26 protein-coding genes are annotated in these 22,799 nt (G+C 71.6%); 17 read left to right on the forward strand and 9 right to left on the reverse strand.

Annotated features, from left to right (window positions below):
* Positions 1-212 precede the first annotated feature (212 nt).
* Positions 213-1,247: a 3-deoxy-7-phosphoheptulonate synthase gene (gene aroF / locus IRQ30_RS21600; RefSeq protein ID WP_264674643.1), complete on the reverse strand. Its 1,035-nt coding sequence runs from the start codon at positions 1,245-1,247 to the stop codon at positions 213-215.
* Positions 1,248-1,484: 237 nt separating this feature from the next.
* On the opposite strand from aroF, the gene IRQ30_RS21605 reads away from it, so the two are divergent.
* Positions 1,485-2,351, forward strand: coding sequence for a YwqG family protein (locus IRQ30_RS21605; RefSeq protein ID WP_193614921.1), 867 nt, complete (start codon positions 1,485-1,487; stop codon positions 2,349-2,351).
* Between the two features lie 3 nt (positions 2,352-2,354).
* Here the strand turns inward: IRQ30_RS21605 and IRQ30_RS21610 are convergent, their stop codons facing one another.
* Together IRQ30_RS21610 and IRQ30_RS21615 are read right to left on the reverse strand one after the other, a co-directional pair.
* Positions 2,355-3,248, reverse strand: coding sequence for a DMT family transporter (locus tag IRQ30_RS21610; protein WP_338088002.1), 894 nt, complete (start codon positions 3,246-3,248; stop codon positions 2,355-2,357).
* Positions 3,245-4,126 (reverse strand): deoxyribonuclease IV, encoded by an 882-nt coding sequence (locus tag IRQ30_RS21615; RefSeq protein WP_193614922.1) that lies wholly within the window; start codon positions 4,124-4,126, stop codon positions 3,245-3,247. The genes IRQ30_RS21610 and IRQ30_RS21615 overlap by 4 nt, the downstream gene beginning before the upstream one ends.
* 91 nt (positions 4,127-4,217) lie before the next feature.
* Here IRQ30_RS21615 and IRQ30_RS21620 point away from each other — a divergent pair, with 91 nt between their 5' ends.
* The 3 genes from IRQ30_RS21620 to IRQ30_RS21630 are packed head-to-tail and all read left to right on the forward strand — an operon-like array spanning position 4,218 to position 6,417.
* Positions 4,218-4,799: a TetR/AcrR family transcriptional regulator gene (locus IRQ30_RS21620; protein ID WP_193614923.1), complete on the forward strand. Its 582-nt coding sequence runs from the start codon at positions 4,218-4,220 to the stop codon at positions 4,797-4,799.
* A complete protein-coding gene (locus IRQ30_RS21625) occupies positions 4,796-5,980 on the forward strand; it encodes an SGNH/GDSL hydrolase family protein (protein WP_193614924.1) in 1,185 nt (394 codons plus the stop codon). The genes IRQ30_RS21620 and IRQ30_RS21625 overlap by 4 nt, the downstream gene beginning before the upstream one ends.
* Positions 5,977-6,417, forward strand: a complete 441-nt coding sequence (locus IRQ30_RS21630; protein ID WP_193614925.1) for a hypothetical protein — start codon at positions 5,977-5,979, stop codon at positions 6,415-6,417. The genes IRQ30_RS21625 and IRQ30_RS21630 overlap by 4 nt, the downstream gene beginning before the upstream one ends.
* Before the next feature lie 6 nt (positions 6,418-6,423).
* Here the strand turns inward: IRQ30_RS21630 and pknB are convergent, their stop codons facing one another.
* Positions 6,424-8,403: a Stk1 family PASTA domain-containing Ser/Thr kinase gene (gene pknB, locus IRQ30_RS21635; protein ID WP_338089816.1), complete on the reverse strand. Its 1,980-nt coding sequence runs from the start codon at positions 8,401-8,403 to the stop codon at positions 6,424-6,426.
* A gap of 185 nt (positions 8,404-8,588) precedes the next feature.
* Between pknB and IRQ30_RS21640 the strand changes: the two genes are divergently transcribed.
* Positions 8,589-8,963, forward strand: a complete 375-nt coding sequence (locus tag IRQ30_RS21640; protein ID WP_193610371.1) for an Rv2175c family DNA-binding protein — start codon at positions 8,589-8,591, stop codon at positions 8,961-8,963.
* Between the two features lie 4 nt (positions 8,964-8,967).
* Here the strand turns inward: IRQ30_RS21640 and IRQ30_RS21645 are convergent, their stop codons facing one another.
* On the reverse strand, positions 8,968-10,038 hold the full coding sequence (locus IRQ30_RS21645) for a polyprenyl synthetase family protein (RefSeq protein ID WP_193614927.1): 1,071 nt from the start codon (positions 10,036-10,038) through the stop codon (positions 8,968-8,970).
* A 63-nt stretch (positions 10,039-10,101) separates the two neighbouring features.
* Here IRQ30_RS21645 and metF point away from each other — a divergent pair, with 63 nt between their 5' ends.
* The 5 genes from metF to IRQ30_RS21670 all read left to right on the forward strand — a co-directional run bounded on the left by metF (position 10,102) and on the right by IRQ30_RS21670 (position 14,281).
* The gene (gene metF, locus IRQ30_RS21650) at positions 10,102-10,992 is read left to right on the forward strand and encodes a methylenetetrahydrofolate reductase [NAD(P)H] (protein WP_193614928.1); all 891 of its coding nucleotides are present in this window, start codon (positions 10,102-10,104) and stop codon (positions 10,990-10,992) included.
* A 32-nt stretch (positions 10,993-11,024) separates the two neighbouring features.
* On the forward strand, positions 11,025-11,636 hold the full coding sequence (locus IRQ30_RS21655; RefSeq protein WP_193614929.1) for an SIMPL domain-containing protein: 612 nt from the start codon (positions 11,025-11,027) through the stop codon (positions 11,634-11,636).
* Positions 11,621-12,376 (forward strand): dienelactone hydrolase family protein, encoded by a 756-nt coding sequence (locus IRQ30_RS23940; RefSeq protein ID WP_264674644.1) that lies wholly within the window; start codon positions 11,621-11,623, stop codon positions 12,374-12,376. Before IRQ30_RS21655 ends, IRQ30_RS23940 begins: the two co-directional genes overlap by 16 nt.
* 6 nt (positions 12,377-12,382) lie before the next feature.
* Positions 12,383-13,867, forward strand: coding sequence for a hypothetical protein (locus tag IRQ30_RS21665; protein ID WP_193614930.1), 1,485 nt, complete (start codon positions 12,383-12,385; stop codon positions 13,865-13,867).
* Between the two features lie 93 nt (positions 13,868-13,960).
* Positions 13,961-14,281 (forward strand): hypothetical protein, encoded by a 321-nt coding sequence (locus tag IRQ30_RS21670; RefSeq protein WP_193614931.1) that lies wholly within the window; start codon positions 13,961-13,963, stop codon positions 14,279-14,281.
* Positions 14,282-15,131: 850 nt separating this feature from the next.
* On the opposite strand, the gene IRQ30_RS21675 is transcribed toward IRQ30_RS21670, so the two are convergent.
* Positions 15,132-15,494, reverse strand: coding sequence for a hypothetical protein (locus tag IRQ30_RS21675; protein WP_193614932.1), 363 nt, complete (start codon positions 15,492-15,494; stop codon positions 15,132-15,134).
* A 397-nt stretch (positions 15,495-15,891) separates the two neighbouring features.
* Positions 15,892-16,347, reverse strand: a complete 456-nt coding sequence (locus IRQ30_RS21680; protein WP_193614933.1) for a hypothetical protein — start codon at positions 16,345-16,347, stop codon at positions 15,892-15,894.
* A gap of 114 nt (positions 16,348-16,461) precedes the next feature.
* Between IRQ30_RS21680 and IRQ30_RS21685 the strand changes: the two genes are divergently transcribed.
* The 5 genes from IRQ30_RS21685 to IRQ30_RS21705 all read left to right on the forward strand — a co-directional run bounded on the left by IRQ30_RS21685 (position 16,462) and on the right by IRQ30_RS21705 (position 20,309).
* On the forward strand, positions 16,462-16,818 hold the full coding sequence (locus IRQ30_RS21685; RefSeq protein ID WP_193614934.1) for a hypothetical protein: 357 nt from the start codon (positions 16,462-16,464) through the stop codon (positions 16,816-16,818).
* 65 nt (positions 16,819-16,883) lie between these two features.
* Positions 16,884-17,288 (forward strand): DUF4279 domain-containing protein, encoded by a 405-nt coding sequence (locus tag IRQ30_RS21690; protein WP_193614935.1) that lies wholly within the window; start codon positions 16,884-16,886, stop codon positions 17,286-17,288.
* Between the two features lie 786 nt (positions 17,289-18,074).
* Complete coding sequence (locus IRQ30_RS21695; RefSeq protein WP_193610382.1) at positions 18,075-18,776, forward strand: ceramidase domain-containing protein; 702 nt, start codon at positions 18,075-18,077, stop codon at positions 18,774-18,776.
* Between the two features lie 344 nt (positions 18,777-19,120).
* A complete protein-coding gene (locus IRQ30_RS21700; protein WP_193614936.1) occupies positions 19,121-19,927 on the forward strand; it encodes an SCO6745 family protein in 807 nt (268 codons plus the stop codon).
* Positions 19,928-19,973: 46 nt separating this feature from the next.
* Positions 19,974-20,309, forward strand: a complete 336-nt coding sequence (locus IRQ30_RS21705) for a hypothetical protein (protein ID WP_193610384.1) — start codon at positions 19,974-19,976, stop codon at positions 20,307-20,309.
* Positions 20,310-20,332: 23 nt separating this feature from the next.
* Here IRQ30_RS21705 and IRQ30_RS21710 read toward each other — a convergent pair whose 3' ends face one another.
* The gene (locus tag IRQ30_RS21710) at positions 20,333-20,884 is read right to left on the reverse strand and encodes a GtrA family protein (protein ID WP_193610385.1); all 552 of its coding nucleotides are present in this window, start codon (positions 20,882-20,884) and stop codon (positions 20,333-20,335) included.
* Positions 20,885-21,010: 126 nt separating this feature from the next.
* Here IRQ30_RS21710 and mmuM point away from each other — a divergent pair, with 126 nt between their 5' ends.
* Complete coding sequence (gene mmuM, locus IRQ30_RS21715; protein ID WP_193614937.1) at positions 21,011-21,916, forward strand: homocysteine S-methyltransferase; 906 nt, start codon at positions 21,011-21,013, stop codon at positions 21,914-21,916.
* Between the two features lie 75 nt (positions 21,917-21,991).
* Complete coding sequence (locus IRQ30_RS21720; protein WP_193610387.1) at positions 21,992-22,234, forward strand: hypothetical protein; 243 nt, start codon at positions 21,992-21,994, stop codon at positions 22,232-22,234.
* Here the strand turns inward: IRQ30_RS21720 and IRQ30_RS21725 are convergent.
* Positions 22,176-22,799, reverse strand: a 624-nt coding sequence (locus IRQ30_RS21725; protein ID WP_227467947.1) for a hypothetical protein, incomplete at its 5' end; no start/stop codon positions are given. The genes IRQ30_RS21720 and IRQ30_RS21725 overlap by 59 nt on opposite strands.

Here is a 22,799-nt window from a genome sequence, read left to right on the forward strand (position 1 = left end):
CGGCCGTGGGTGCGGCAGCGGTCGGGGCGGCAGGCGGAGCCGCGGGCGGCCTGGACGGGGGTGCGGGCGCGGTCGGGGCGCTGGGACCCCGCACCGCCGGCCGCTCGGCGGTGTCGGTCAGCCCGCGCCCCGTCGGGTGCCCGCAGTTGAGGCAGAACCGTCCCGCCCCCAGCGGGTGCCCGCACCGCTCACACGTCTCCACGCCGCAGACTCTAGACGCGCATCCGCTCCGCGGCATCGACCCGTCCCACTGCGGGAGGCAGCCGCCGTACGGCGTTCGCGAGGTCGCGCAGGTCGTTGCCGAGCAGCGCCTGCGGCCCGTCGCACAGCGCGGTCTCCGGCGTGGGGTGCACGTCGACGATGATCCCGTCCGCGCCGACCGCGATCGCGGCCCGCGACAGCGGCACCACGAGGTCCTTGCGGCCGGCGGCGTGCGAGGGGTCGACGATGATCGGCAGGTGGCTGGTCGCCTGCACCACGGGCACCGCGGAGATGTCGAGGGTGTTGCGGGTCGCGGGCTCGAAGGTGCGGATGCCCCGCTCGCAGAGCACGACGTCGAGGTTGCCGCGCTGGGCGATGTACTCGGCCGCCATCAGCCACTCCTCGATGGTCGCGGTCATGCCGCGCTTGAGCAGCACCGGCTTGCCGGCGTCCCCGACGGCCTGGAGCAGTCCGAAGTTGGCCATGTTGCGCGTGCCGACCTGCAGCATGTCGGCGTGCTCGGCCACGACCGGCACGTCGCGGGCGTCGACGACCTCGGTGACGATCGGCAGGCCGGTCGCCTCGCGCACGTCGGCGAGGATCTCCAGCCCGGCGAGGCCCAGCCCCTGGAAGGCGTACGGCGACGTGCGCGGCTTGAACGCCCCGCCGCGCAGGATCGTCGCGCCGGCCGAGCGCGCCATGTGGGCGGCGGCCAGGGTCTGCTCGGCGGTCTCGACCGCGCACGGCCCGGCCATGAACGTGAACGTGTCCGGGCCGATCGGCACCTGCGCGCCCTGCGGGCCGACCCAGACGGTCGACCGGGTGGCGTGGTGCTGGCGGCTGACCAGCTTGTAGGGGTCGCTGATGCGGTGCACGTCGGCGACGCCGCGCAGGGTCCGCAGGTTCAGGTGGTGGAAGGACTCGATGTCCCCGACCAGGCCGATGATGGTGCGCACGACGCCCTTGGAGACGAAGGCCTCGCCGCCGACCGCCTCGACCTTCTCGACGACGTGCGCGACGTCCTCGTCGGTGGCGTCCGGTGACATGACGACGACCATGGGGTTCCTCTTCTCTGGTGCCCGACCCGGCCCGGACAGCACAACGCCCCGGTCGGTGCCGGGGCGATGGATGGTGTGTGAGCGCGTCTAGACGGCTCGCACGGGGATGCCCGGCGAGTGTCCAAAGAGATACGTGTGCGTCACGCCGGGAAATCTAGCCGCTCCGCCGCGCTCGCGGGCCCGGTGGCCGCGATGCGGACAGGTCGGTCGCCTAGCGTGGCCGGCATGAGGTTCTTCGGTCGCCGACAGCAGCAGAAGCAGCAGCCCGCGGTCCCGTCGCTCGACGGGCTCGTCGACCGCCTGGTCCTGCCGTGCGCCACGATCCGCCTCGCCGGCCACGCTCCCGCCTCCGCCGGCTCGTCGTACGTCGCGGGCCACCCCTACCTGCCCGTGGAGCGGCCCTGGCCGGAGTGGGACGGCCAGCCGATGTTCTTCCTCGCCCAGGTCGACTTCGCCGAGGTGCCGCCGCTGCCGGGCTTCCCCGAGCGCGGGCTGCTGCAGTGGTTCGTGGGCAGCGACGACACCTACGGCCTCACCTTCGACGAGACGCAGGGGACGGCCGGCTTCGAGACCCGGTGGTACGACGACACCGACGCCCCGTCGCTGCGGCAGCCGGGCGACCCCACCCCGTGGCACACGGCGCGGGACGCGGGCGAGGAGGTCTACTGCCCGATCGACGCCGTGGACGCGACGGCGCTGGGGTTCGCGCCCGGCCGGGTGCTGCCGGCGTACGACGAGCTGCCGGCCGGCCTCGACCTCGCGCCGGTGGCGCAGCTCGCGGCGTCCGTCGGGGAGGCCGCCGAGGACGTGCCCTTCGTGTGGGACGAGTACGTCCGCGGCGCGTCGAGCACCGTCCCCGGACTCGCCTCGGGGAGCACCGTCGGAGGTTCGGCCGACTTCGCGCAGTCGGACCCGCGCGGCCTCGGCGCGTTCCCGGCGCACCACGCTCCCGACGGCCGGCTCGTCCTGCAGCTCGACGCGGCGCAGGTCGGCGGGTGGGGCGACGTCGGCGTCGCGCACCTCTTCGGTGACCCGGCAGCGGTGGCGCGGGGCGACCTCTCCTCGCTGCGCTACCACTGGGACTGCTCCTAGGGGTCACACCGCGAGGTGCTGGACCTCGCCCTCGATCTTGCGGCGCGGCCCGACCTCGACGACGAGCATCGCCGTCAGCACCATGACGCCGCCGACCAGCATCCGCAGCGCGAGGTCCTCGCCGCCGAGCAGGACCGCGAAGAACGCCGCGAACACCGGCTCCATGCTCATGATGATCGCGGAGCGCGTCGGTGTGAGGTGTGCCTGCGCCCAGGTCTGCCCCACCAGCGCGAGCGCGCCGGCGAAGACCGCCATGTAGACGACCGAGAGCCAGTCGCCGGTCGTGCCCGGCAGCACCACGCCGTCGGGGGCGGTCGCCACCAGGCAGATCACCGCGATGACGAGCAGCTGCACGATGGACATGCCCAGGGCCTCGGTGGGCCTCGACCAGGCGCCGAGCCCGACGATGTGCAGCGCGTAGAGGATCGCGCCCACGAGCGTGATCGCCTCGCCGTAGCCGATCGCCACGCCGTCCAGGGTCAGCACGCCCAGACCAGCCGTGGCCAGCACGACGGCGGCCCAGGTGATCGCGGTGATCCGGGTGCGCAGCAGCACGGCCGCGAGCAGGGGCGTCGCGACGACGTACATGCCGGTGATGAAGCCGGAGACGCTGGCCGCCGTGTGCGCCAGGCCGGCGGTCTGCAGGATCTGCGCGACGCCGTAGAGCGCGCCGAGGGCGGCGGCGTGGCGTCGCGACTCGGGGGACAGCCGGGCCACCGCGCGCGGGGCGACCAGGAGCATCACCACGCCGGCGATGGTGAAGCGCACGGCCAGGAAGTCCAGCGTCGGCACCCGGTCGAGCAGGTCCTTGATGAGGAAGAACGTCGAGCCCCAGCAGGCGGTCATCGCCAGCAGGACGGCGGTGGCCAGCAGCGTCGTACGCCGCGAGGCGGTCACGGGGCGACCAGGGCGCGCGAGCGCAGCTCCTTGAGCAGGGGGATGTCGCGGTTGTCGGCGTCGCGGGAGTCCGGCGTCTCGAGGATGAACGGGACGCCCTCGGTGGCCGGGTGGGCGAACAGCTCCTCGAACGCGCCGACGCCGATGTGGCCCTCGCCGATGCGCTGGTGGCGGTCCTTGAACGCACCGCGCACGTCCATCGAGTCGTTGGCGTGCACGAGCCGCAGCCGGCCGGGGCCGCCGATCTCGACGATCCGGTCGAGGGTCGCGGTGGTCCCGCCGGGCTCGTCCAGCGGGGCGCCGGCGGCGAAGACGTGGCAGGTGTCCAGGCACAGCCCGGCCTTGGGGTGGTGGTCGAGCGCGTCGAGGTAGCCGGTGAGGTCCTCGACCCCGGCGCACAGCGAGCGGCCCTGGCCCGCGGTGGGCTCGAGCAGCAGCCACGGGGCGGCGTCGTCGGCGATCGCGTCCAGGACCGGCAGCAGCGCCTCGCGGACCTGTCGCATCGCCGCGGCGTGCCGCTCCGGGCCGCCGTCGGGGTCGACGTAGGAGCCGGTGTGCACGACCACGCCCTCCGCGCCGATCTCGGCGGCGCGGCGCAGGTTGTGCGCGACCAGGGCCGCGGAGCTGGCGTAGGTGGCGGGCGTGGGGGATCCGAGGTTGACCAGGTACGGCGTATGGATGAAGGTGCGCATCCCGCGCCGCTCGGTCTCGGCGCGGAAGCGGCGGTCGTCGGCCGGCTTGCCCACCGAGAGCGCCCAGCCGCGCGGGTTGCCCACGAAGACCTGGATCGTCTCGGCGCCGACCAGGTCGGCGTTGGCGAGCGCGCCGTCGGCGAGGCCCTTGCCGACCAGGACGTGGGTGCCGATCGGGTTGCGCATGCGACGACGCTATCGCCCGCCGGCTTGCCTAAGCACATTAGGTAGACGCATAATCACATTAGGAAATGATCGGACGACCAGAGGAGGCGACATGCGCGCCGGCATCACCAAGGAGCGGCTCGCCCGGGCGGGCGCCGAGCTCGCCGACGAGGTCGGCTTCGACCGGGTCACGATCACCGAGGTCGCGCGCCGCTTCGACGTCAAGGTCGCCAGCCTCTACTCCCACGTCACCGGCTCCGACGACCTCCGGACCCGGATCGCGCTGCTCGCGCTGGAAGAGCTGGCCGACCGCGGCGACTCCGCCCTGGCGGGTCGCTCGGGCAAGGACGCGCTCACCGCCATGGCCGACGTCTACCGCGACTACGCGCGCGAGCACCCCGGTCGCTACGCCGCCGCGCAGCTGCGCCTCGACACCGAGACGGCCCTGGCCAGCGCCGGCCCGCGCCACGCCGCGATGAGCCGCGCGGTGCTGCGCGGCTACGACCTGACCGAGCCGGACCAGACCCACGCCGTACGCCTGCTCGGGAGCGTCTTCCGCGGCTTCGTCGACCTCGAGCTGGGGGGCGCGTTCAGCCACAGCGAGCCCGACTCCGAGACCTCCTGGCGGCGCTCGCTCGACGCCCTCGACGCCCTGCTCCGCAGCTGGCCCACCCCCGAAAGGCCCCGACCATGACGGCGACCGTGACTCCCGAGATCACCGACCTCCTGCGCGGCGCCGTGGAGGTCGAGCGCACCCCCCGCGGCCTGCGCCCGCACCGGCTGCCCGCGCACGCGCTGGCCCAGGCCGCCGACCCCCAGCTGACGGGGGCCGAGGAGCAGCCCTCCGGCGTACGGCTGGCCTTCCGCACCGCCGCCACCGCCGTGGAGCTCGACGTCGTGCCCACCAAGCGCGAGTACGTCGGGGCACCGCCGCGCCCCGACGGCATCTTCGACCTCGTCGTCGACGGCAGCCTGGTCGACCGCGCCACCGCAGCGGGCGGCGACGTGGTCACCATCGACATGACGACGGGCGCGGTGGAGCACCGCGAGGGCGATCCCGTGACGCTGCGCTTCGCCGACCTCGGCGCCCGGCCCAAGGACGTCGAGATCTGGCTCCCGCACGACGAGGCCGTGCTGCTGGTCGACCTGCGCGCCGACGCCCCCGTCGAGGTCGCCGCCGCGAGCGGGCGGCCCGTCTGGGTGCACCACGGCAGCTCGATCAGCCACGGCTCCAACGCCGCCCACCCCACCGGCACCTGGCCCGCCGTGGCCGCGCGCCTGGCCGGGGTGGAGCTGGTCAACCTCGGGTTCGGCGGCAGCGCGCTGCTCGACCAGCTCGTGGCGCGCACGATCCGCGACCTGCCGGCGGACCTGGTGAGCGTCAAGATCGGCATCAACCTGGTCAACACCGACCTGATGCGGCTCCGCGCGTTCCGCACCGGCGTCCACGGCTTCCTCGACACCGTGCGCGACGGCCACCCGACCACGCCGTTGCTCGTGGTGTCGCCCATCCTGTGCCCCATCCACGAGCAGGTGCCGGGTCCCACCGCCATGGACGCCAGCGGCTTGGCCGACGGCGTGCTGCGCTTCACCGCGACGGGCGACCCCGCGGAGGTGACGGCCGGCAAGCTCACGCTCGAGGTCATCCGCGCCGAGCTCGCCCGCATCGTCGCCGAGCGCTCGGCGACCGACCCCCACCTGCACCTGCTGGACGGCCGCGAGCTCTACGGCGAGCAGGACCACGCCGAGCTGCCGCTGCCCGACGACCTGCACCCCGACGCCGCCAGCCACGAGCGCATGGGGGAGCGGTTCGCGCGCCTCGCGCTCGCGTCCGATGGGCCACTGGCACGTGACGTGCGAGGCTTCGTCCCGTGATGCGACGGATGGTGGCGCTGGGCGCTGCGGTGCTGGTTCTCGGTGGCTGCTCGAACGACGACGGCGATGCCGACCGCCGGGCCGAGCCGGCCCCCAGCAGCCCCGCCAGCACCGCACCGAGCTCTCCCGCGGAGATCGAGCTCAGAGCGGCCGTCCAGGCCCACTCGGACGCCGTCCTGACCGGCAAGGTGGCCGCGGCGTTGCGGCTGATGTCGCGGCGGTGCCGGGACACGATGGACGAGCGGCAGTTCACCGAGGAGGTCAAGCTCCAGGGCTCGATCCACTCGAAGCCGCTCGAGTTCCAGTCGTACGACGCGGAGGTCGACGGCAGGCGGGCACTGGTGAACTACACCTACCTCGTCGTCGAGTCGGACACCGAGCCGGTGGGGGAGCCCTGGGTGCTCGAGCCCGGCGGCTGGCGCAAGGACGAGTGCTGAGGGTCCTCAGACGAGGTTGAGCTTGATGGTGCTGCCCTTCGGGACCATCGCACCCGCGCCGGGATCCATGCTGAAGACGAAGCCGAGGCCGATGTAGGTCGAGCCGCGCACGAGCTCGACCTCGAAGCCGAGGGCCTCGAGCTCGGCGACGGCGTCCTCGTAGCCGGCGGCCTTCACGTTGGGCACCTTGACGAGCTCGGGCCCCTTCGAGACGACGAAGCTCACGGGCTCGCCGCGGAAGAGCGTCCCGCTCGCGGGGTCCTGGCTGATGATGCGGCCCTTCGGGACGGCGTCGTCGAAGACCTCGGAGGTGACCTCCGCCTTGAGGCCGCGGTCCTTGAGGCCGTCGCGGGCATCGTCGATGTCCTTGCCGACCCACGAGCCGACCTTGATCGGGCGACGTCCCTTGCTGACCACCAGGTCCACCGAGGCACCGGGACGTACGGTGGTGCCGGTGGCGGGGATGCTGCGCAGGACCGTGCCGGCCGGGACCGTGTCCGACCAGCGCTCCACGGTCTCGTCGTAGGCGAGCTTGAGCTCGAGCAAGGCGTCCTGCGCCTGGTCCTCGGTGAGGCCGCGGACCTGCGGGACGTCGTAGCGCTCCTTGCCGAGCGACACCGTCATCGTGACGGTGCCGTCCTGGAGCACGCGGGAGCCGGCGCCGGGGTCGGTGGAGATGACCTGGCCGGCGGGGACGGTCTCGGAGAACGTCTCGTCCGCGTAGTCGACCGAGAGCCCGGCCGCCTCGAGCTTGTCCTCGGCGGCGGCCTGGGTCAGGCCGACCACGCCCGGCGTGGAGGTGTAGCGCGCCCAGCCGAACCAGTAGGCGCCACCGCCTCCCGCGAGCACCAGCAGCAGGGCGAGCACGAGCAGGAGCGGTCCGCGACGCGAGCGACGGGGACGGCGGGTGCGCGGTCGCGGCTCGCGCGGGGGAGCGGTGGGTCGCGGCGAGCCGGCCGGTGGCGTCAGCGGCGGCGGCTTGGCGGCGGGGTAGGTGACGGTGTCCTCGCGCACGAGCGTGGAGGGCGACATCAGCGTCGCCATCTCCTCGGCGTCCCACATGTCGGGGGCGGTGTCACCCTGCCGGCCGGCGAGCAGGACGGGCGTCAGGTCGGCGGTCAGGTCGGCGTCGTCGCGCACGCCCTCGGCCAGCGCGTGGCTGACCCGGTGCACCTGGTGGAGGAGCACGCCGGCGTCGGCCGGACGCAGGCCCGGCTCGCGGGCGGTCGCGCGGGCGACCAGCGCGTCGACGTACGGCGGGAGGCCGGGCACGACCGCCGACGGCGCGGGCACGTCGTGGTGGACGTGCTTGTAGGCGACCTGGATCGGCGACTCGCCCTCGTGCGGCTTGCGGCCGGTGAGGAGCTCGTAGAGCATCACGCCCGCGGCGTACACGTCGGCGCGCGCGTCGGCGTGGCCCTCGACGACCAGCTCGGGCGCGAGGTAGCTGACGGTGCCGATCAGCACGCCCTTGGTGGCCGTGTGCTGGGTGTCGGTGCTGACGGCCTTGGCGAGACCGAAGTCGGCCACCTTGACCCGGCCGTCGTCGGCGATGAGGACGTTCTCCGGCTTGACGTCGCGGTGGACCAGGCCGGCGCGGTGGGCGGCGGCGAGCGCCGAGAGGACCGGGTCGAGGAGCGCCAGCGCCCGGGCCGGCGCCATCGGGCTCTCCTTGGAGATGGTGTCGCGCAGCGTGTGCCCCTGCACGAGCTCCATCGCGAGGAAGACCGTGCCGGCGTCGTCGCCCTGGTCGTAGACCGCCACCACGTGGGGGTGGGAGAGCCGGGCGGCGGCGCGGGCCTCGCGCACGAAGCGCGCGGCGAACTCGTCGTCGTCGCCGAGGCCGGGGTGCATGACCTTGACGGCCACGGTGCGGTCGAGGCGGAGGTCGGTGGCCTCGTAGACGCTGGCCATGCCGCCGCGCGCGATGCGGGGCCCGACGCGGTAGCGGTTGTCGAGGAGGCGGCCGGTCACGGGGTCGGACACGGCAGAGCCCGGCACGTGCCGATCAGCGCTCACAGCGACCCTCCTGCGGCCGGACGGGGAAGGATCCGGTGGGCCAATCGTACGGTCGCGGGGCCCGCGGGCGGCGCTCAGCGCGTCCCGGCGTGGCGCGCGGGCCCCACGAGCGCCCATTTCCGTGCCCGGCCCGGGGGTGGAAGCATGGACCCATGAGCGAGACGCGACTGGCCGACCACGACCTGGCGGCCCTGGTGCCCGAGTGGATCGACTGGGCGGAGACCGCCCGCCTGCTGGACGTGACCGTCGGCAAGGTGAAGACGATGATCCGCGACCACGACCTGGCGGCGGCCGTGCCCGTGCCGGGCGAGGGTCAGAAGGTCCCCGCGGCGTTCGTGCAGGACGGGCTGGTCGTCAAGGGCCTGCCCGGGCTGCTGACCCTGATGCACGACAACCGCTACGACGACCGCGAGATCATCGCGTGGCTCTTCCTCGACCAGGACGACCTGCCCGGCGCGCCGATCGACGCGCTGCGCGAGAACCGCGGCACCGAGGTCAAGCGTCGCGCCCAGGCGATGGCCTTCTGAGCCGCTAGACGGCGCGCTGGGTCGCGGCCGAGGCGAGCTGGCGCAGCACCTCACCGGCGCGCTCCTGCACCCCGGCCTGGGCGAGCCCGGTCACCGCGTGCTCGGCGAGCGCGGCGATGACCTCCTCCACCTGCGCGTGGGCGCCACTGGCGTCGATGACGTCGCGCAGCCGGTCGACCTCGGCCTCGTCGAGGGGCCGCCCCAGCGCCCGGTCGAGGCTTACGGCGTCCTCGTCGGAGGCGGCGTCGAGCGCGAGCGCGACGAGGACCGTGCGCTTGCCCTCGACCAGGTCGTCGCCGGCGGGCTTGCCGGTGGTCGCCGGGTCGCCGAAGACGCCGAGCAGGTCGTCGCGGAGCTGGAAGGCCTCGCCCAGCGGCAGGCCGAACGCCGACAGCCGCTCGAGCATCGCGGCGTCCGCGCCGGCGAGCGCGGCGCCGATGTGGATCGGGCGCTCGATGGAGTACTTGGCGGACTTGTAGCGCAGCACGGTCATCGCGGTGTCCACGTCGGCGCGGCCCCGGGCCTGCACCGAGACGTCGAGGAACTGCCCGGCGATGACCTCGGTGCGGCAGGCGTCGAAGACCTCCAGGGCGGAGACGACGCGCTCGGCCGGGAGGCCGCAGCGGCGCAGCAGCTCCTCGGACCAGCTCAGCAGCAGGTCGCCGAGCAGGATGGCCGCGGCGGCGCCGTACTGCTCGGGGTCGCCGCGCCAGCCGTCGCCGCGGTGCTCGGCCTCGAACGCGCGGTGCGTGGCGGGGCGCCCGCGGCGCGTGTCGGAGGCGTCCATGAGGTCGTCGTGGACGAGCGCGCTGGCGTGCAGCAGCTCCAGGGACGCGCACGCCCGGGCGAGCGCGGCCTCGTCCTCGACCTCGGGCAGGACGGCCTGGTAGCCCCAGTAGCAGAACGACGCGCGGAAGCGCTTGCCGCCGGAGACGGCGCGCCGGGCCTCGTCGAGGAGCCGGGCGGCGTCGGAGCCCAGCGGGGCGAGCTTGCCGGCCTGCTCGTCGAGGAACGTGTCGAGCGCGGCCTGGACCGCCGTACGGAACTCTTCGCCGTCCCACTGGTCGCTGGCCACGCGGACGAGACTAACGAGCGGACAGGATTCGGAGCGCACCGACCGGCTACCTAGACTCGACGCATGGACTCAGGACGTGGGCGCGGCGTGGCCGAGCTCGTCGCGGCGGGGGAGCGGTCCTTCTCGTTCGAGTTCTTCCCTCCCAAGGACGAGGCCGGCGAGGCCCAGCTCTGGAAGGCGATCCAGGACCTGGAGCCCTTCGAGCCGAGCTTCGTGTCGGTGACCTACGGCGCCGGCGGCTCCAACCGCGACACGACCATCCGGGTCACCGGCCGGATCGCGCGCGAGACGTCGATGACGCCCATGGCCCACCTCACCTGCGTCGGTCACACGCGCAAGGAGCTCGACGAGATCCTCGACTCCTACCTCGCCGCCGGCGTCGACCACGTGATGGCGCTGCGTGGCGACCCGCAGGAGGGTCCGCGCGCCGACTGGACCCCGACCGAGGGCGGTCTGGACTACGCCACCGAGCTGGTGGAGCTGGCGCACGCGCGCGGTCGCTTCCGCATCGGCGTGGCGGCGTTCCCCGAGGGCCACCCGTCGGCCGAGTCGCTCGACCACGACGCCGACGTGCTGGTGGCGAAGGCCCGCGCAGGTGCGGAGTTCGCGGTCACCCAGATGTTCTTCCGCGCCGAGGACTACTTCGGCCTGGTCGACCGGGTGCGCGCCCGTGGCGTCGACATGCCGATCCTGCCCGGCATCATGCCGATCCTGAACCTCAACGCGATCCGCCGCCAGAGCGAGCTGATCGGCACCGACGTGCCCGAGGACGTCGTCGCCCGCATCAGCGCCAAGGACGGCGACCCGGTCGCCATGCGCGCCGAGGGCATCGCGCTGGCCGCGGAGCTCTGCCAGGACCTGCTCGAGGGTGGGGCGCCGGGCCTGCACTTCTACACGCTGAACCGGTCCAAGGCGACGCTCGAGATCTTCCAGGCGCTGAAGATCACCGTCTGAGCACGGGCCCGCTCGGGGATAGCGTGAGCGGCATGCGCACCCTCACGGTCACCGGCCACGGATCTGTCTCCGCCGTCCCCGACACCGCGGTCGTCCGCGTCAGCGCCGTCCACCGCGCGCCGGCGCTGGCCGACGCGCTGGCGGGGGTCTCGTCGACGGGAGACGCGATCGTCGCGGTCGCACGCGGGCTGGTGGCGGCGTCCGACGTCGGCAGCGAGGACCTCTCGGTCTGGCCGGCCCAGGACGACGAGGGCCGCCCCGACGGCTTCGAGGCGCGCCACGGCTACCGCGTCGCCTGCGACTCCCTCGACGTCGCCGGCACGCTGGTCGCCGAGCTCGCCCAGCAGGTGGGGGACCGGCTCCGGGTCGAGGGCGTCGCGCTCGAGCTCTCCGACCGCGCGACCGCCGAGGTCGCGGCCCGCGAGGCGGCGTACGACGACGCGCGGGCGCGCGCCGAGCACCTCGCCGGTCTCGCGGGCGTGGCGCTGGGCGACGTGCAGGCGGTCGTCGAAGGCGGCGGAGGCGGGGTCCTCTCGAGCTCGGACGCGGGCGGTGGCGCCTACGCGTCCAAGCTGAGCATGAGCTTCGAGCCGGGGCACACGTCGGTCCGGCAGGCGCTCACGGTGACGTGGAGCGTCCTCTGACCGTCGCGGCCTCGGACCTGCACTGGGCGCGGCCCGCGGCCGCGCGCGGCACCGGCGTCCTGGTGCTGGCGGGGTCCAGCGGCCGCGTGGACGTGGGCCGGGCGGAGCTGCTGGCGTCGTACGGCGTGACGGCGCGGGCGCTGCGCTGGTTCGGCGGCGAGGGGCAGCCGCCGGTGCCTCGCGAGGTCCCGCTGGAGACCTTCGCCGAGGCGCTCGACCTGCTGCTGGCCGAGTGTGACCGGGTCGTGCTCATGGGGCTCTCGTACGGCGCGGAGGCCGCGCTGCTCACCGCCTGCGTCGACCCGCGCGTCGACGCGGTCGTCGCGCTGGCGCCCACGGACGTCGCCTGGGAGGGGCAGGCCGAGCACGACGACGACCGGCCACGCAGCAAGTGGACGTGGGCCGGTCGCCCGCTACCGTTCGTGCCGCTGGACCGGGCCTGGCAGTCGCGGGCGGTGACGACCGGGTGTGGCCCAGCAGCGCGTCGGCCGAGCGGATCGCGCAGCGTCGTGCGGCGGGCGGTCTGCGGACGGTGGTGGTCCTCGACCCGGCGGCCGGTCATCCCGTGGTGCTGCCGGGGGAGAGCGCGCCGGACCTGCGCCGTCCGTACGACGTCGGCGGGGACGAGGGCGCCCCGCAACGCCTGGGATCGCTCGCGTGGCCGGCGATCCAGCGGGTGCTGCGGCTCGACTAGGGGAGTGTGGATGAGTGCTTGCATTCGAACATGTGTTCGGTTATGATGAGGCATGCAGTACCGTGGACGCTCCGACCTCGATGCGCGAGACACGCTCGCCGCGATCGAGGACGGCGTGCGCCAGCGTCGGCAGATCGAGGTCGACGAGATCTTCCTGGTGCTGCGGTGGTGCGACCTGCACTCCTCCGACCCGGCGCAGGAGCCCGGCCCGCGTCCTCCCGGATCGGACCGTCTCGACGCCATCGGCGGCGACGGCACCCCCGGGGTGCGTGAGCTCGCACTCTGCGAGCTGGCGGTCGCGCGCCAGATCCACTCCCGCAGCGCCCGCGCGCTGGCGGGGGACGCGCTCGACCTGCGCCACCGGCTGCCACGGGTCTTCGAGCGCGTGGTCGCCCTGGACGCGGACCTGTGGCTGGCCCGTCGCGTGGCCTCGATGACGCGGGACGTGGCGTTCGAGTCCATGCACCTGATCGACGACGCCGTCTCCGCCGCGATCGGCTCGCAGGCGCCGTCGCGCGTCATCGAGCTGGTCGAGGCCAAGAAGATCGAGGTCGACCGCACCGCCCACGAGGAGCGCCTCGCGGCCGAGCGCAAGCGCCGCTACGTCGGCGTCTCCCGCCGTGACGGCACCGGTCTGCGCCACGTGATCGCCCGCGTCACCGAGGGCGACGCCCGGTCGGTCAACGCCATGGTCGAGACGATCGCCGACCTCATCGCCGACCAGCCCGACTGTGCCGGCATGTCGCGTGACGAGCTCCGCGCCACCGCCTTCGGCTGGCTCGCCCGGCCCCTCGACCTCCTGGTGCTGCTCGCCAAGCACGACCAGGTCCCGGACGCCGCCGCGCTGCTCGAGCAGCTCGAGCGCCTCGACCTCACCCAGCTCCGACCCCGCGCCGTCGTCTACGTCCACGTCCACCAGGCCGCGCTCGCCGGCATGCCCGGCGTTGCTCGGGTGGAGGACCTCGGGCCGCAGCTGCTGTCCCAGCTCGCCGACCTGCTCGGCCACGACCACATCCGGCTGACGCCGGTGATCGACCTCAGCGACCAGGTCTCGGTCAGCTGCTACGAGCACCCCGAGGCCATCAAGGAGCGGATCCACCTGCTGCGCCCGGGCGACCAGTTCCCCCACGCATCGAGCATGTCCCGCCGCCTCGACCTCGACCATCCCGTGCCCTACTCACCTCATGGGCCGCCCGACCAGACCTCCACCCGCACCAGCCAGCCGCTCGGCCGGACCAACCACCGCGCCAAGACCCACCTCGGACACCGCGCCACCCCGCTCCCCACCGGCGAGGTCGTCTGGCGCACCCGTCACGGGCTCTGCCGCATCGTCGACTCCGCCGGCACCCACCTCCTCGACCCCACCGAGGCCGACGCCCTCACCGGAGACAACCCGGTCGACCGCTCCCTGGCCCGTCTCGTCCACCGCCACCGCACCGGACAGCTCGACACCGAGGTCGAGATGCAGCGGATGTCGGTCGATGACGCTGCGTCCGATCCATCACCAGGTGACGGACACGTCGATCTCGCCGACTGAGCGGCAGGCGGACTGAGGGTGTTCTGTCGATGAGTGGAGACGTAGCAGCGGGTACCTCTGGCCTCCTCGCGCAAGTCGACGCACACTGACCCCATGCGCACCCTCAGACGTCGCCTCGCCCCGCACTCCCGGACCGCCTGGCTCACCTTCGCCGCGGTCGCGGTGGTGACGTTGGTCGTCGCGATCTCGATCGTCGTGCTGAACGACGGTGGCCGGATGCCCATCGTCGCAACCGCGGTCGCCTGGCTCGTGGTGGTGGTCGCCCTGGCCGCCTTCCTCGACGCCGTCCTGGTGCCAGGCAACCCCGACGTACGCCGTCGCGCCGGCCACACCGCCGGCTGGAGCGGCGCTGTCGGCGGTGCGGGCTGGTCCGACGGCGGTGGCCATGGCGGCTCCGGCGACGGGGCTTCTTAGTCCAGCTGACCCGTTCAGTGAGCCCGGAGGGGCGCCCGATCGCCCGTAGTGCCCTGCGCGGTGCCGTCCTGGGTCGTCCCGCGAGGCTCGACGTTGAGGATGCGGGTCCCGGGCTCTGCTCGAGGCAGGTGGCGGACGCCCCAGGGAGACCGTTCGCTCCGGAGCAGGGACATGTTGATCGCTTCGCGGGTCGCTCTTTGCCGAGTGTTCTGCCGGTTGTGACGCCATACTCCCGGCATGTCTCGAACACATGTCGCCACGCGGACCCAGCGGGCTGGTTGGACGACGCTCGCTGCCTGCAGCGCCTCGGCTCTAGCGCTTGGCCTGACCTGGCTCGCGGACCCCGGACCCACGTGTCCGTATGTCGAGGGGCAGCCACAGTGCCTCGCTGCCGGGGGTGGGTTCGAGCGCGTCATCTACGTGTTGGGGATGATGGCAGGCGCGGCCACCTGCGGTGCCGCGGCCTGGCTGTACCTGCGGCGTCAGGATTCTGCGAATTGAGCCTTCGAGCTGGCTCGGCGACGTAGACACTGCGGCGCGGAGCCGAGTCGGCGCCGTGCTCGCCGGTGCCGACATCGTCGGGTATGTCAGCCACGGACGACTTGACGTCCTCCAGCATAGGTCTGGACGGTGGACGGCGTAGGCAGCGGCAGCCGTATCGAAGATGACGCGTGCCTGCGTCGGTCGTCGTGGCGCATCGCTCCACCGTAGTCGCGCGATGGGCCGCAGGTTCTCTGATGAGCGCATGACCAACGCTCGCTTCGCATACACCGTTCGCGATTCACGTGCGTCCAACCACCGCCTTCGGGCGTGACGAAACGTCCGCTGGTGCCGAGGAGTGCGCGCTCGGTCAGGCTCGCGACGCGAAGAACCAAGCCACTTCGTCGTGCGGACTGAGGCGGCCCTTCTCCTTGACGACTACCCGGTGTGACACAGCGACATCCGGCCCCAAGAGCGCCTCCAACTCGCTGACGATGTCGGTCATGTCCTGCTGGGCCGTCGGTGAGTCGGAAGACGCTTGCAGGACGACCGTGACTCGCGATTCCCGAACGGTGACGCCCAACGCGTATGCGTCAGAAGGAATCAAGCGCAACGACGCCTGGGCAGCCTGAGCAATGACGTAGTTCTCCCAGACCGCAGACTGCTTCGGGTCGTCCGGAGTCGGAAAGTGCATGCCCGGAGTTTGCACGAATGTGTCGGCGAATCCCGTCATTCACACATTGCAGGGGCGGCATACCGCCGCCTGCCGGGAACATCCGGATCAGCCGATGAGCGGATGCAGAGCTGCTCGGGTCTGCGCTCACACCGAGCAGGACCAAGTCCGTTCGGACCGCTGTAGGTGACGAGCCTACGAACCGGCGGCCATGGCGAAGATCATGAACACTATCCACAGACTCACGATCAGCAGCACCGCGTATAGAGCCCAGCGGACAGCCTTCCAAGTCCGCGTCAGCCAGTCGTCCTCGACTCGGGCCACGGGCCATCCACCTCGGGGCTCCTCCACAACCGAACGGTATCCCCGCTGCCCCCCGGCCACCGAGCGTTCGCTCGAAGACGCACGCTCTTGCCGCTGAGAGAGCGCGGCAGTGCCGATGAGCGGTCGCTTGTCTTCAGCCGCGCATCGCGGTCACAGCGGCCTCTAACGTCGGGCTGTCGAAGCGACGAATTGCCATGGTCTGCGCGATCACTTCTGCCACACACTCCTTCATGGGGAGCACGTGATGGACTAGGTCCTGAAACCGTGACGGGTCGTGGAACGGGTGAACCGCGTTCTGCCGCACCAAGGCAGCAACGGCTTCGCTGTTCCGGACGACACCAGCCCACAGCACGTCAGCGAGCCCCTTCGCATAGAGGCGATGCCCGCTGATGGCTTCGTCGTTCGGATCGCTCAGGCAAGCCGAGTGCGTACCGCTCCACAGGATGACCACGCAACGCTGGTCCAGGTCATCACCATGCGGCATCAGCGCGAGCGCAGTCTTGCCCATGTCGTCGGATACCAGGCAGGCCGATGGCGCGTTTGGCTCCCAGGTAACCCCCAGGTCGAACGGTTCAACTTGCTCGGTCACAAGGGTCACGGTAGCGGCCACACCCCCTTGGCAAGTGCCCGCTCATGCCGCAATCCGCGCAGTCTGCCGATGAGCGTGTGGCCGCTGCCGGACCTCTGCGGGAGACTGGCACCCATGACCGCCGGCAACTTCTTGCTCGTGACCGATTCGGCATCCTCTGACGACGAGGCCCTCTACGACGTTGGTGACCCCACGGTCGGTGCGAGCAGCGTTGTGCTTCCCGTCGAGTTTGCGCTGCGAGCTACCGAAGGTGAATGGCGCGTCCAGTTCAGCGAGACGAACGTCCAAGATGATGTTGCCAACGAAGTGTGGTCAGGCGTTCTAGAGTTCCCAAGCGGCCGAGTCATGGCGGCTGACTGGTCTATGGAGGCCGGGCCCACGCATGACGTCGGCCCCGGTCGATACCAGGTGGCAGTTGCGTCACCAACGGCCGACGGCTGGGTCGTCGTCAGGCTGACTCGAATCGGCTAGAACGATTGGAGTCGACCGCACGCTCATGCCGCGGAGCGGCCATCCGAGCGGGCAGACTCATCGGCATGGCGAGCGCACAGTGTTATGTGACCCTGAGGGTGTGGAAGGAAGGGGTGACCGCAGCAGAGGTCACCGACCGGCTAGGTATGACACCAACGTTCGCGCGCGAGGTGGGAGACGTCGGTCGCAGCGGGCACGTGCGCAAGGGCGCGATGTGGGGTCTGTCGACAGAGCACATAGGGCGCGGCGCGCTTGACGCTCACCTATCCGCGATTCTCGACCAGGTCGATGGTTCCCGTGACGTCCTGCGGGCCATGTCCACCGAAGGCTTTACGATGGACTGGTTCTGCTTCGTGGACGTTGATGGGAACGGCGGTGTCTCCATCGATGCTGATCTGTTGACTCGGTTGGCGAGGTTCCCCGTCCACCTGGACCTAGACATCTACGGCATGGAGCACGACGACAGGTAGCGCAGGACAACCCATCCGGTCATGCCGTTATCCGCGCGTCGGAGCATGCGTCGTTTCGACGCCACCCAAGCGTCGGCCGGGTTCGTGGACGGGCATGCTCGGCGCAAGTGACTGTTCGCGAGTGCCGACGCTCGGTGGTTGCTAAGTTCATTTCGTGTCCACGTCATCTCGCGTATCCATCGGCGTGCGACGTGGCCGCCGCAGCGGCTTGGCTTTGATCGTGGTCGGTGTTGGCGTCAGCTTGGTCGGCGCTTTCGTACTGGGGCTGCCCCTCATGGACAGGGCGGGCCGAGCGACGTTCTGGACCGGAATCGCCGTTCTGGTCGGTGGAGCGTTGCACGAGAGGCGGTTCAGAGCCGTGGCTAGCGTCCACTAGCCGACCATCCGCTTATGCCCCAACGTGTGCGCCCGTGCCAAGTAGCGGTCGGCTATCGCGCTGAGCTGCGGCTTCGGTATAGCAGCAATGCAGAACGGACTCCGAGCAGACTGGCGCCCGCTGCGATTACACCGCCGACGACGCGCATCCATGTCGGGGTCTCCGTCTCGAGCGCAGTAGAAAAGGCGACGAGGAACACGATGACGTCGAGTGCCAGCGCGGTCATGCTCGGTTTTGACCTCAGGCGGATGGGCAGCACCCGCACACACTAGGGGCGGGCCCGGTGGCGGTCCGCCGCTTGCCCTCTCATGCCGCGTTGAGGGCCATCCCATTCGTCTCATCCAAGACCTGCCGGCCGCCGGCAGCCACGTTGGCCGGGTTGCCGCGCAGAAGACCTCTAGGATCACGCCGTGGATTGGACCCAGGCCATTGACAGCTATTGCGAGCGGACTGACGCGAGCTACTGGTCCGAACCATTGAACGCGGTGTCCAACGTGTCGTTCATCGTGGCGGCCTTGGTCACGTGGCGCATGGCGCGGACGGCCAGTGACAAGTCCGCCCAGGTTCTCGCGCTGGGCGCGGGCGGCATCGGCGTCGGGTCGTACTTGTTCCACACCCATGCCACGCGGTGGGCGATGCATGCCGACGTCTGGCCGATCCGCATCTTCGTGGTGTTGTTCCTAGGGGTCGCGGTGGTTCGCTTCTTTGGCACGCCTCGTTGGGTCGGCATCGCAGCCGCAGCCGGGTTCGTTGTCGCGACCGCGGCGACCATCGAATTGTCGAGGTCAGTAGGAACGACGTTCAACGGGTCGGTCGGCTACGCCCCCGTGCCGGTCGCCATGGTCCTGATGGCTGCCCTCGTCGCGCGCCGCGACCGACGCACCGCGGTCAACCTGGTCGCGATCGCCGCAACCTTCGTCGCCTCCCTTGCTCTGCGCACCGTCGACCGGGAGCTCTGCGCCGGCGTGCCGTTCGGCACTCACTTCGGCTGGCACCTGCTCAACGGCGTCGTGAGTGGGTTGATGATCGTGGTGTTCATCGGACGCGGACAAGGCGGTGCCGGCACCCACACCCGGAACGAGGGCCGGGAACTCGCGGAGCAGCTCGGCTAACCCGTACCCATGCCGCTGTCGGGCGAGCACGTCTCCTCAGGCCGCGACCTCGCGTGCGCCCCGATCTGCCGCGATGAATGGGTCCTACCGCCGGAACCGGACACCACGTACATGCCGCGCTCTGCATCGCCTTCCGGTGAGGATCCGAACTCGAGAGCACCACAAGCGCACTGGACTCGGCAGATCAGCCGTGGTCAGGACGCGATGACTTCCGCGCCTGGGTCTGGTTGATGTAGGGACAAACTGGGTCTCGGTTCGAGGGAGCACACCATGGGGCACACCGTCTTCACCGCGACGAGCACGAACCACCGACGTTGAGCACGGTGGGTCTGCTCGCTCGCAGGATGTTCGATCTCGTCGAGCCGATCGGCGTCATCCCCTACTCGACGGACGAGCCCACCGAGGCGATGTTCGCCTTGGGGTTCAGCAACTTCTGGGACACCTACTTCGCGGGCCGGGCTGCACCGCTCGGCAGGTCCGCACCCCCGGACGTGGTCCACGCGCTCTTCTACAGCTTCGCCCCAGGGGAGGTGGCGCGTCACATCCCGAAGGTGTGGAGCACCACCACGCCGGACGTGGCGATCGCCGCCCGCCAGCAGGGGTGCACCCTCGCGCTTCGCCGCATCCTCGGCGACCTCATCGACACCTCCGACCTCCCGCGCACCGTCGAGCTGCTCACAAAGGCAGCGACCAGTGCTCCGCTGGACGGTCGGCCCATGTACGCCGCCCTGCGTGGGCTGCCTCTGCCGGAGGAGCCGGTCTCGGGTCTGTTCCACGCCGCCTCACTCCTGCGCGAGCACCGCGGCGACGGACACATCGCCGCACTCATGGCCGAGAGGGTCAGCGGCCTCGAAGCCCACGTACTGCTCGCCCTCGACCTGGGGATCCCGGCTTCGACGTTCGGCCGGCTGCACCACCTGCCCACCGCGACGCTGACCGAGCTGTTCGAGACGATGAAGGGCCGGGGACTCATCACGGACGAAGCGACGTTCACCCCTGCCGGCCGGCAGGTCAAGGACCGGGTCGAGCACCTGACCGACGAGCTCGCGCTGGCGCCGTACGACGTCCTGAGCACAGCCGAGGTCGACGAGCTCGTGGCTGCTCTCGAACCGCTTTCACAGCGAGTGATGGACGCTCAGGGGCACAGCTGACCCAAGACCGTGTCAGGCGCACGAGAAGTCGGGCACGATGCGACCTATGAGTCACCAGCGCTATGCCCGGCCGCCCGGCTACTCCGCGCGACCCGCGACCAGGGTCCAAGCGGCGGCTGCTGTCGCAGCGGTGGCGTACGGGGCGCTGTGGATCGCCTTGAAGGTCCACTCCCCGGACGACAGCTGGGGTCTCTTCCTGGCTCCTCACCTCGCCCTCGGTCTGCTCGTGCTGTGGACCCTCGACCACGCCCGGAAGCGGTCGCCCTCCTTGAGGCGGCAGGCAACCATCGCGCTGGCTTCGGCCCTCGGCGTGCTCTGGGCAGTCACGGGGCTCTACGGGCTGTTCTTCATGGCCTTCCTCGTCAGCGGGGCACTCGCCTGACGCAAGTCAGGGTCCTTGACCCGTCACCGACCGCCGTCCGCGCCGTCATGCCGAGATCGGGGTGCGACGTTGCGCTCCTGGACCGGCCCTTGGAAGACGAATCGGCGGAAGAGGTAGAACCGCGCACCGAGCCCGAGCGCGAGCCCGATCACGTTGGCCGAGACGTTGTCGGAGACCGGGTCGTCCAGACCCAGCACGTCGCGACTGATGATCAGGCATGCGATCGGGAGGGACATGGTGACCACGTTGATCAGCACGTACGCCGATCGGCCGCCGTCGGCCTGGCGCGGCGGCCGGTCCCGGAACGCCCAGTTCCTGGCGCCGCGGTAGCTGATCACCATGCCGACGGTGTTGGCCAGCACGTAGGCGAGGATCGGTCGATCGCCGAGGACCGCGAGACGGCCGGCGCCGAAGCCGTGGACCAGCACGTTGAAGAGGATGAACGCGACGAGCGTCGCGACGCCGCCCACGGTGAGGAACCGGCCCAGCTCAGCCAGCACCCGCTGGTGCCGCGTGCTGAGGGTGGTCGCCGTGGACCCCATGAGGCGCGACGACGGCACGGTCTCCCGTGTCACAGGCGCACGAGAGGGGTCGACGGCGCGCACACTCCATTTGAACACGAGCCGTCGGAGACTATTCCCTGCCGCCGCCGTGGGCGCGGTCTCCGGTGGCTCACGGACCGCGTGCTGCAGACTTGCACCGTGCCCCTCTTCGACGACGTCCTCGCGCGCGGGGTCGTCATCCTCGACGGCGGCATGTCCAACGCCCTCGAGGACCGAGGTCACGACCTCGCCGACGACCTGTGGACCGCGCGGCTGCTCCGTGACGAGCCCGCTGAGATCGTCGCCGTGCACCGCGCGTACTTCGAGGCCGGCGCCGACGTCGCGACGACCGCGAGCTACCAGGCCAGCGTGCCCGGCCTGGTCCGCGCCGGCCTCTCCGAGGAGGCCGCGGCCGCGATGATCCGGAGCAGCGTCCGCGGGGCCCGGGAGGCGGCGGACGAGGTCGCCGCGTCGACCGGGCGCCAGCTCCTGGTGGCAGCGTCGGTCGGGCCCTACGGCGCCGCGTTGGCCGACGGCTCCGAGTACCGCGGCAGGTACGGCGTCTCCGCGGCCACCCTCCGCGACTTCCACGCGCCGAGGCTCGAGCTCCTCGCCTCGGAGGCTCCGGACCTGCTGGCGGTCGAGACCGTCCCGGACCTCGACGAGGCCGAGGTCCTGGTGCCGCTGCTGGACGAGCTCGGCGTGCCGGCGTGGTTCTCCTACTCCGTCAGCGACGGCGAGACCCGCGCGGGCCAGCCCCTGCAGGAGGCCTACGAGGTCCTCGCCGCGAGCACGGCCGTCCGCGCCGCCGGGGTCAACTGCTCCGCGCCCGCCGACGTCCTGACCGCGATCCAGACGGCGGTCTCGGTCACGGGCAAGCCCGGTGTCGCCTATCCCAACCGTGGCGAGGAGTGGGACGCCGGGTCGAACTCGTGGGCGGGCGAAGGGTCGTTCGACCTCGCGCTCGCCGGCACGTGGGTGGAAGCGGGGGCACGCCTGGTCGGCGGCTGCTGCCGCGTCGGGCCAGCCGACATCGCACGACTGGCGACGACGCTGCAGCGTTGAGGTCGCGCCCACATGCGGGAGGACATCGACCAGGCCGCTTGACCGCATGTCGGTGGCGTACTGCATTCTCGTGCCATGGTCGATGAGGATTCGATGGAGCTGATCCACCGCCGCATGCTCAAGGTCGGGGAGTTCCTCACCGCCGGGGCGGCGTCGAAGAAGGTCGGCTTCGACCGGTCGACGCTCAGCGTGGCGTTCCGCGTGGGTCTCGAGCGGGGCTGGTACACCACGCGCGACAGCGCGAAGTGGACCAACCCCATCACCGGGGGGCCTGCGACGGAGTACTCCGCTGTGCCTCGGAGAGCTCCTCGAGGCTGACCCAGCCCTCGCCGGGGGAGTTCTCGTCGACGGTGGGCTCGGCGGCCTCGGGGCCGACCTCCACCGAGGCGAGCAAGGCGATCATGTCGGGCACCGCGAAGGCGTCGTCGGGGAACTGGACGATCACCCTGCCCTTCGGCTCGCCAGGACGGGTGGCGGCGACGACCATCGTGGTCCCGCTGTCGCCGCGGACGACGTAGTCACGGCCCTCGAAGGTCTCGGTGCGGCCCGGGCCGGGACGTGCCGGCTCGTACATGATGACGAGCTTGCCCTCGAACGCCTCGGGGAAGCGGTCGGGGGCGCCGGAGACCGGCACCATCGTCACGAAGTCCCACTTGCCGCCCTGGACCTCCCACCCCTCCGGGACGGCGTCGAAGGAGAAGGCGCCCACGACCACGCGGTCGTCGGCGGGGCTCGGCGCCGCGGCGACGCCCGGGTCGGTAACCGAGCGACCACCGTCGGCGGCGCGCCCGTCGAGGGCGGTGGCAGCGCCGACGCCGACCACGGCGAGCGCGGCGAGGCTGGCCACGCCCACCGCACCTCGGCGGCGGCGGTGCCGGCGCAG

Source organism: Nocardioides lijunqiniae, from assembly GCF_015024225.1.
GTDB lineage: Bacteria > Actinomycetota > Actinomycetes > Propionibacteriales > Nocardioidaceae > Nocardioides > Nocardioides lijunqiniae.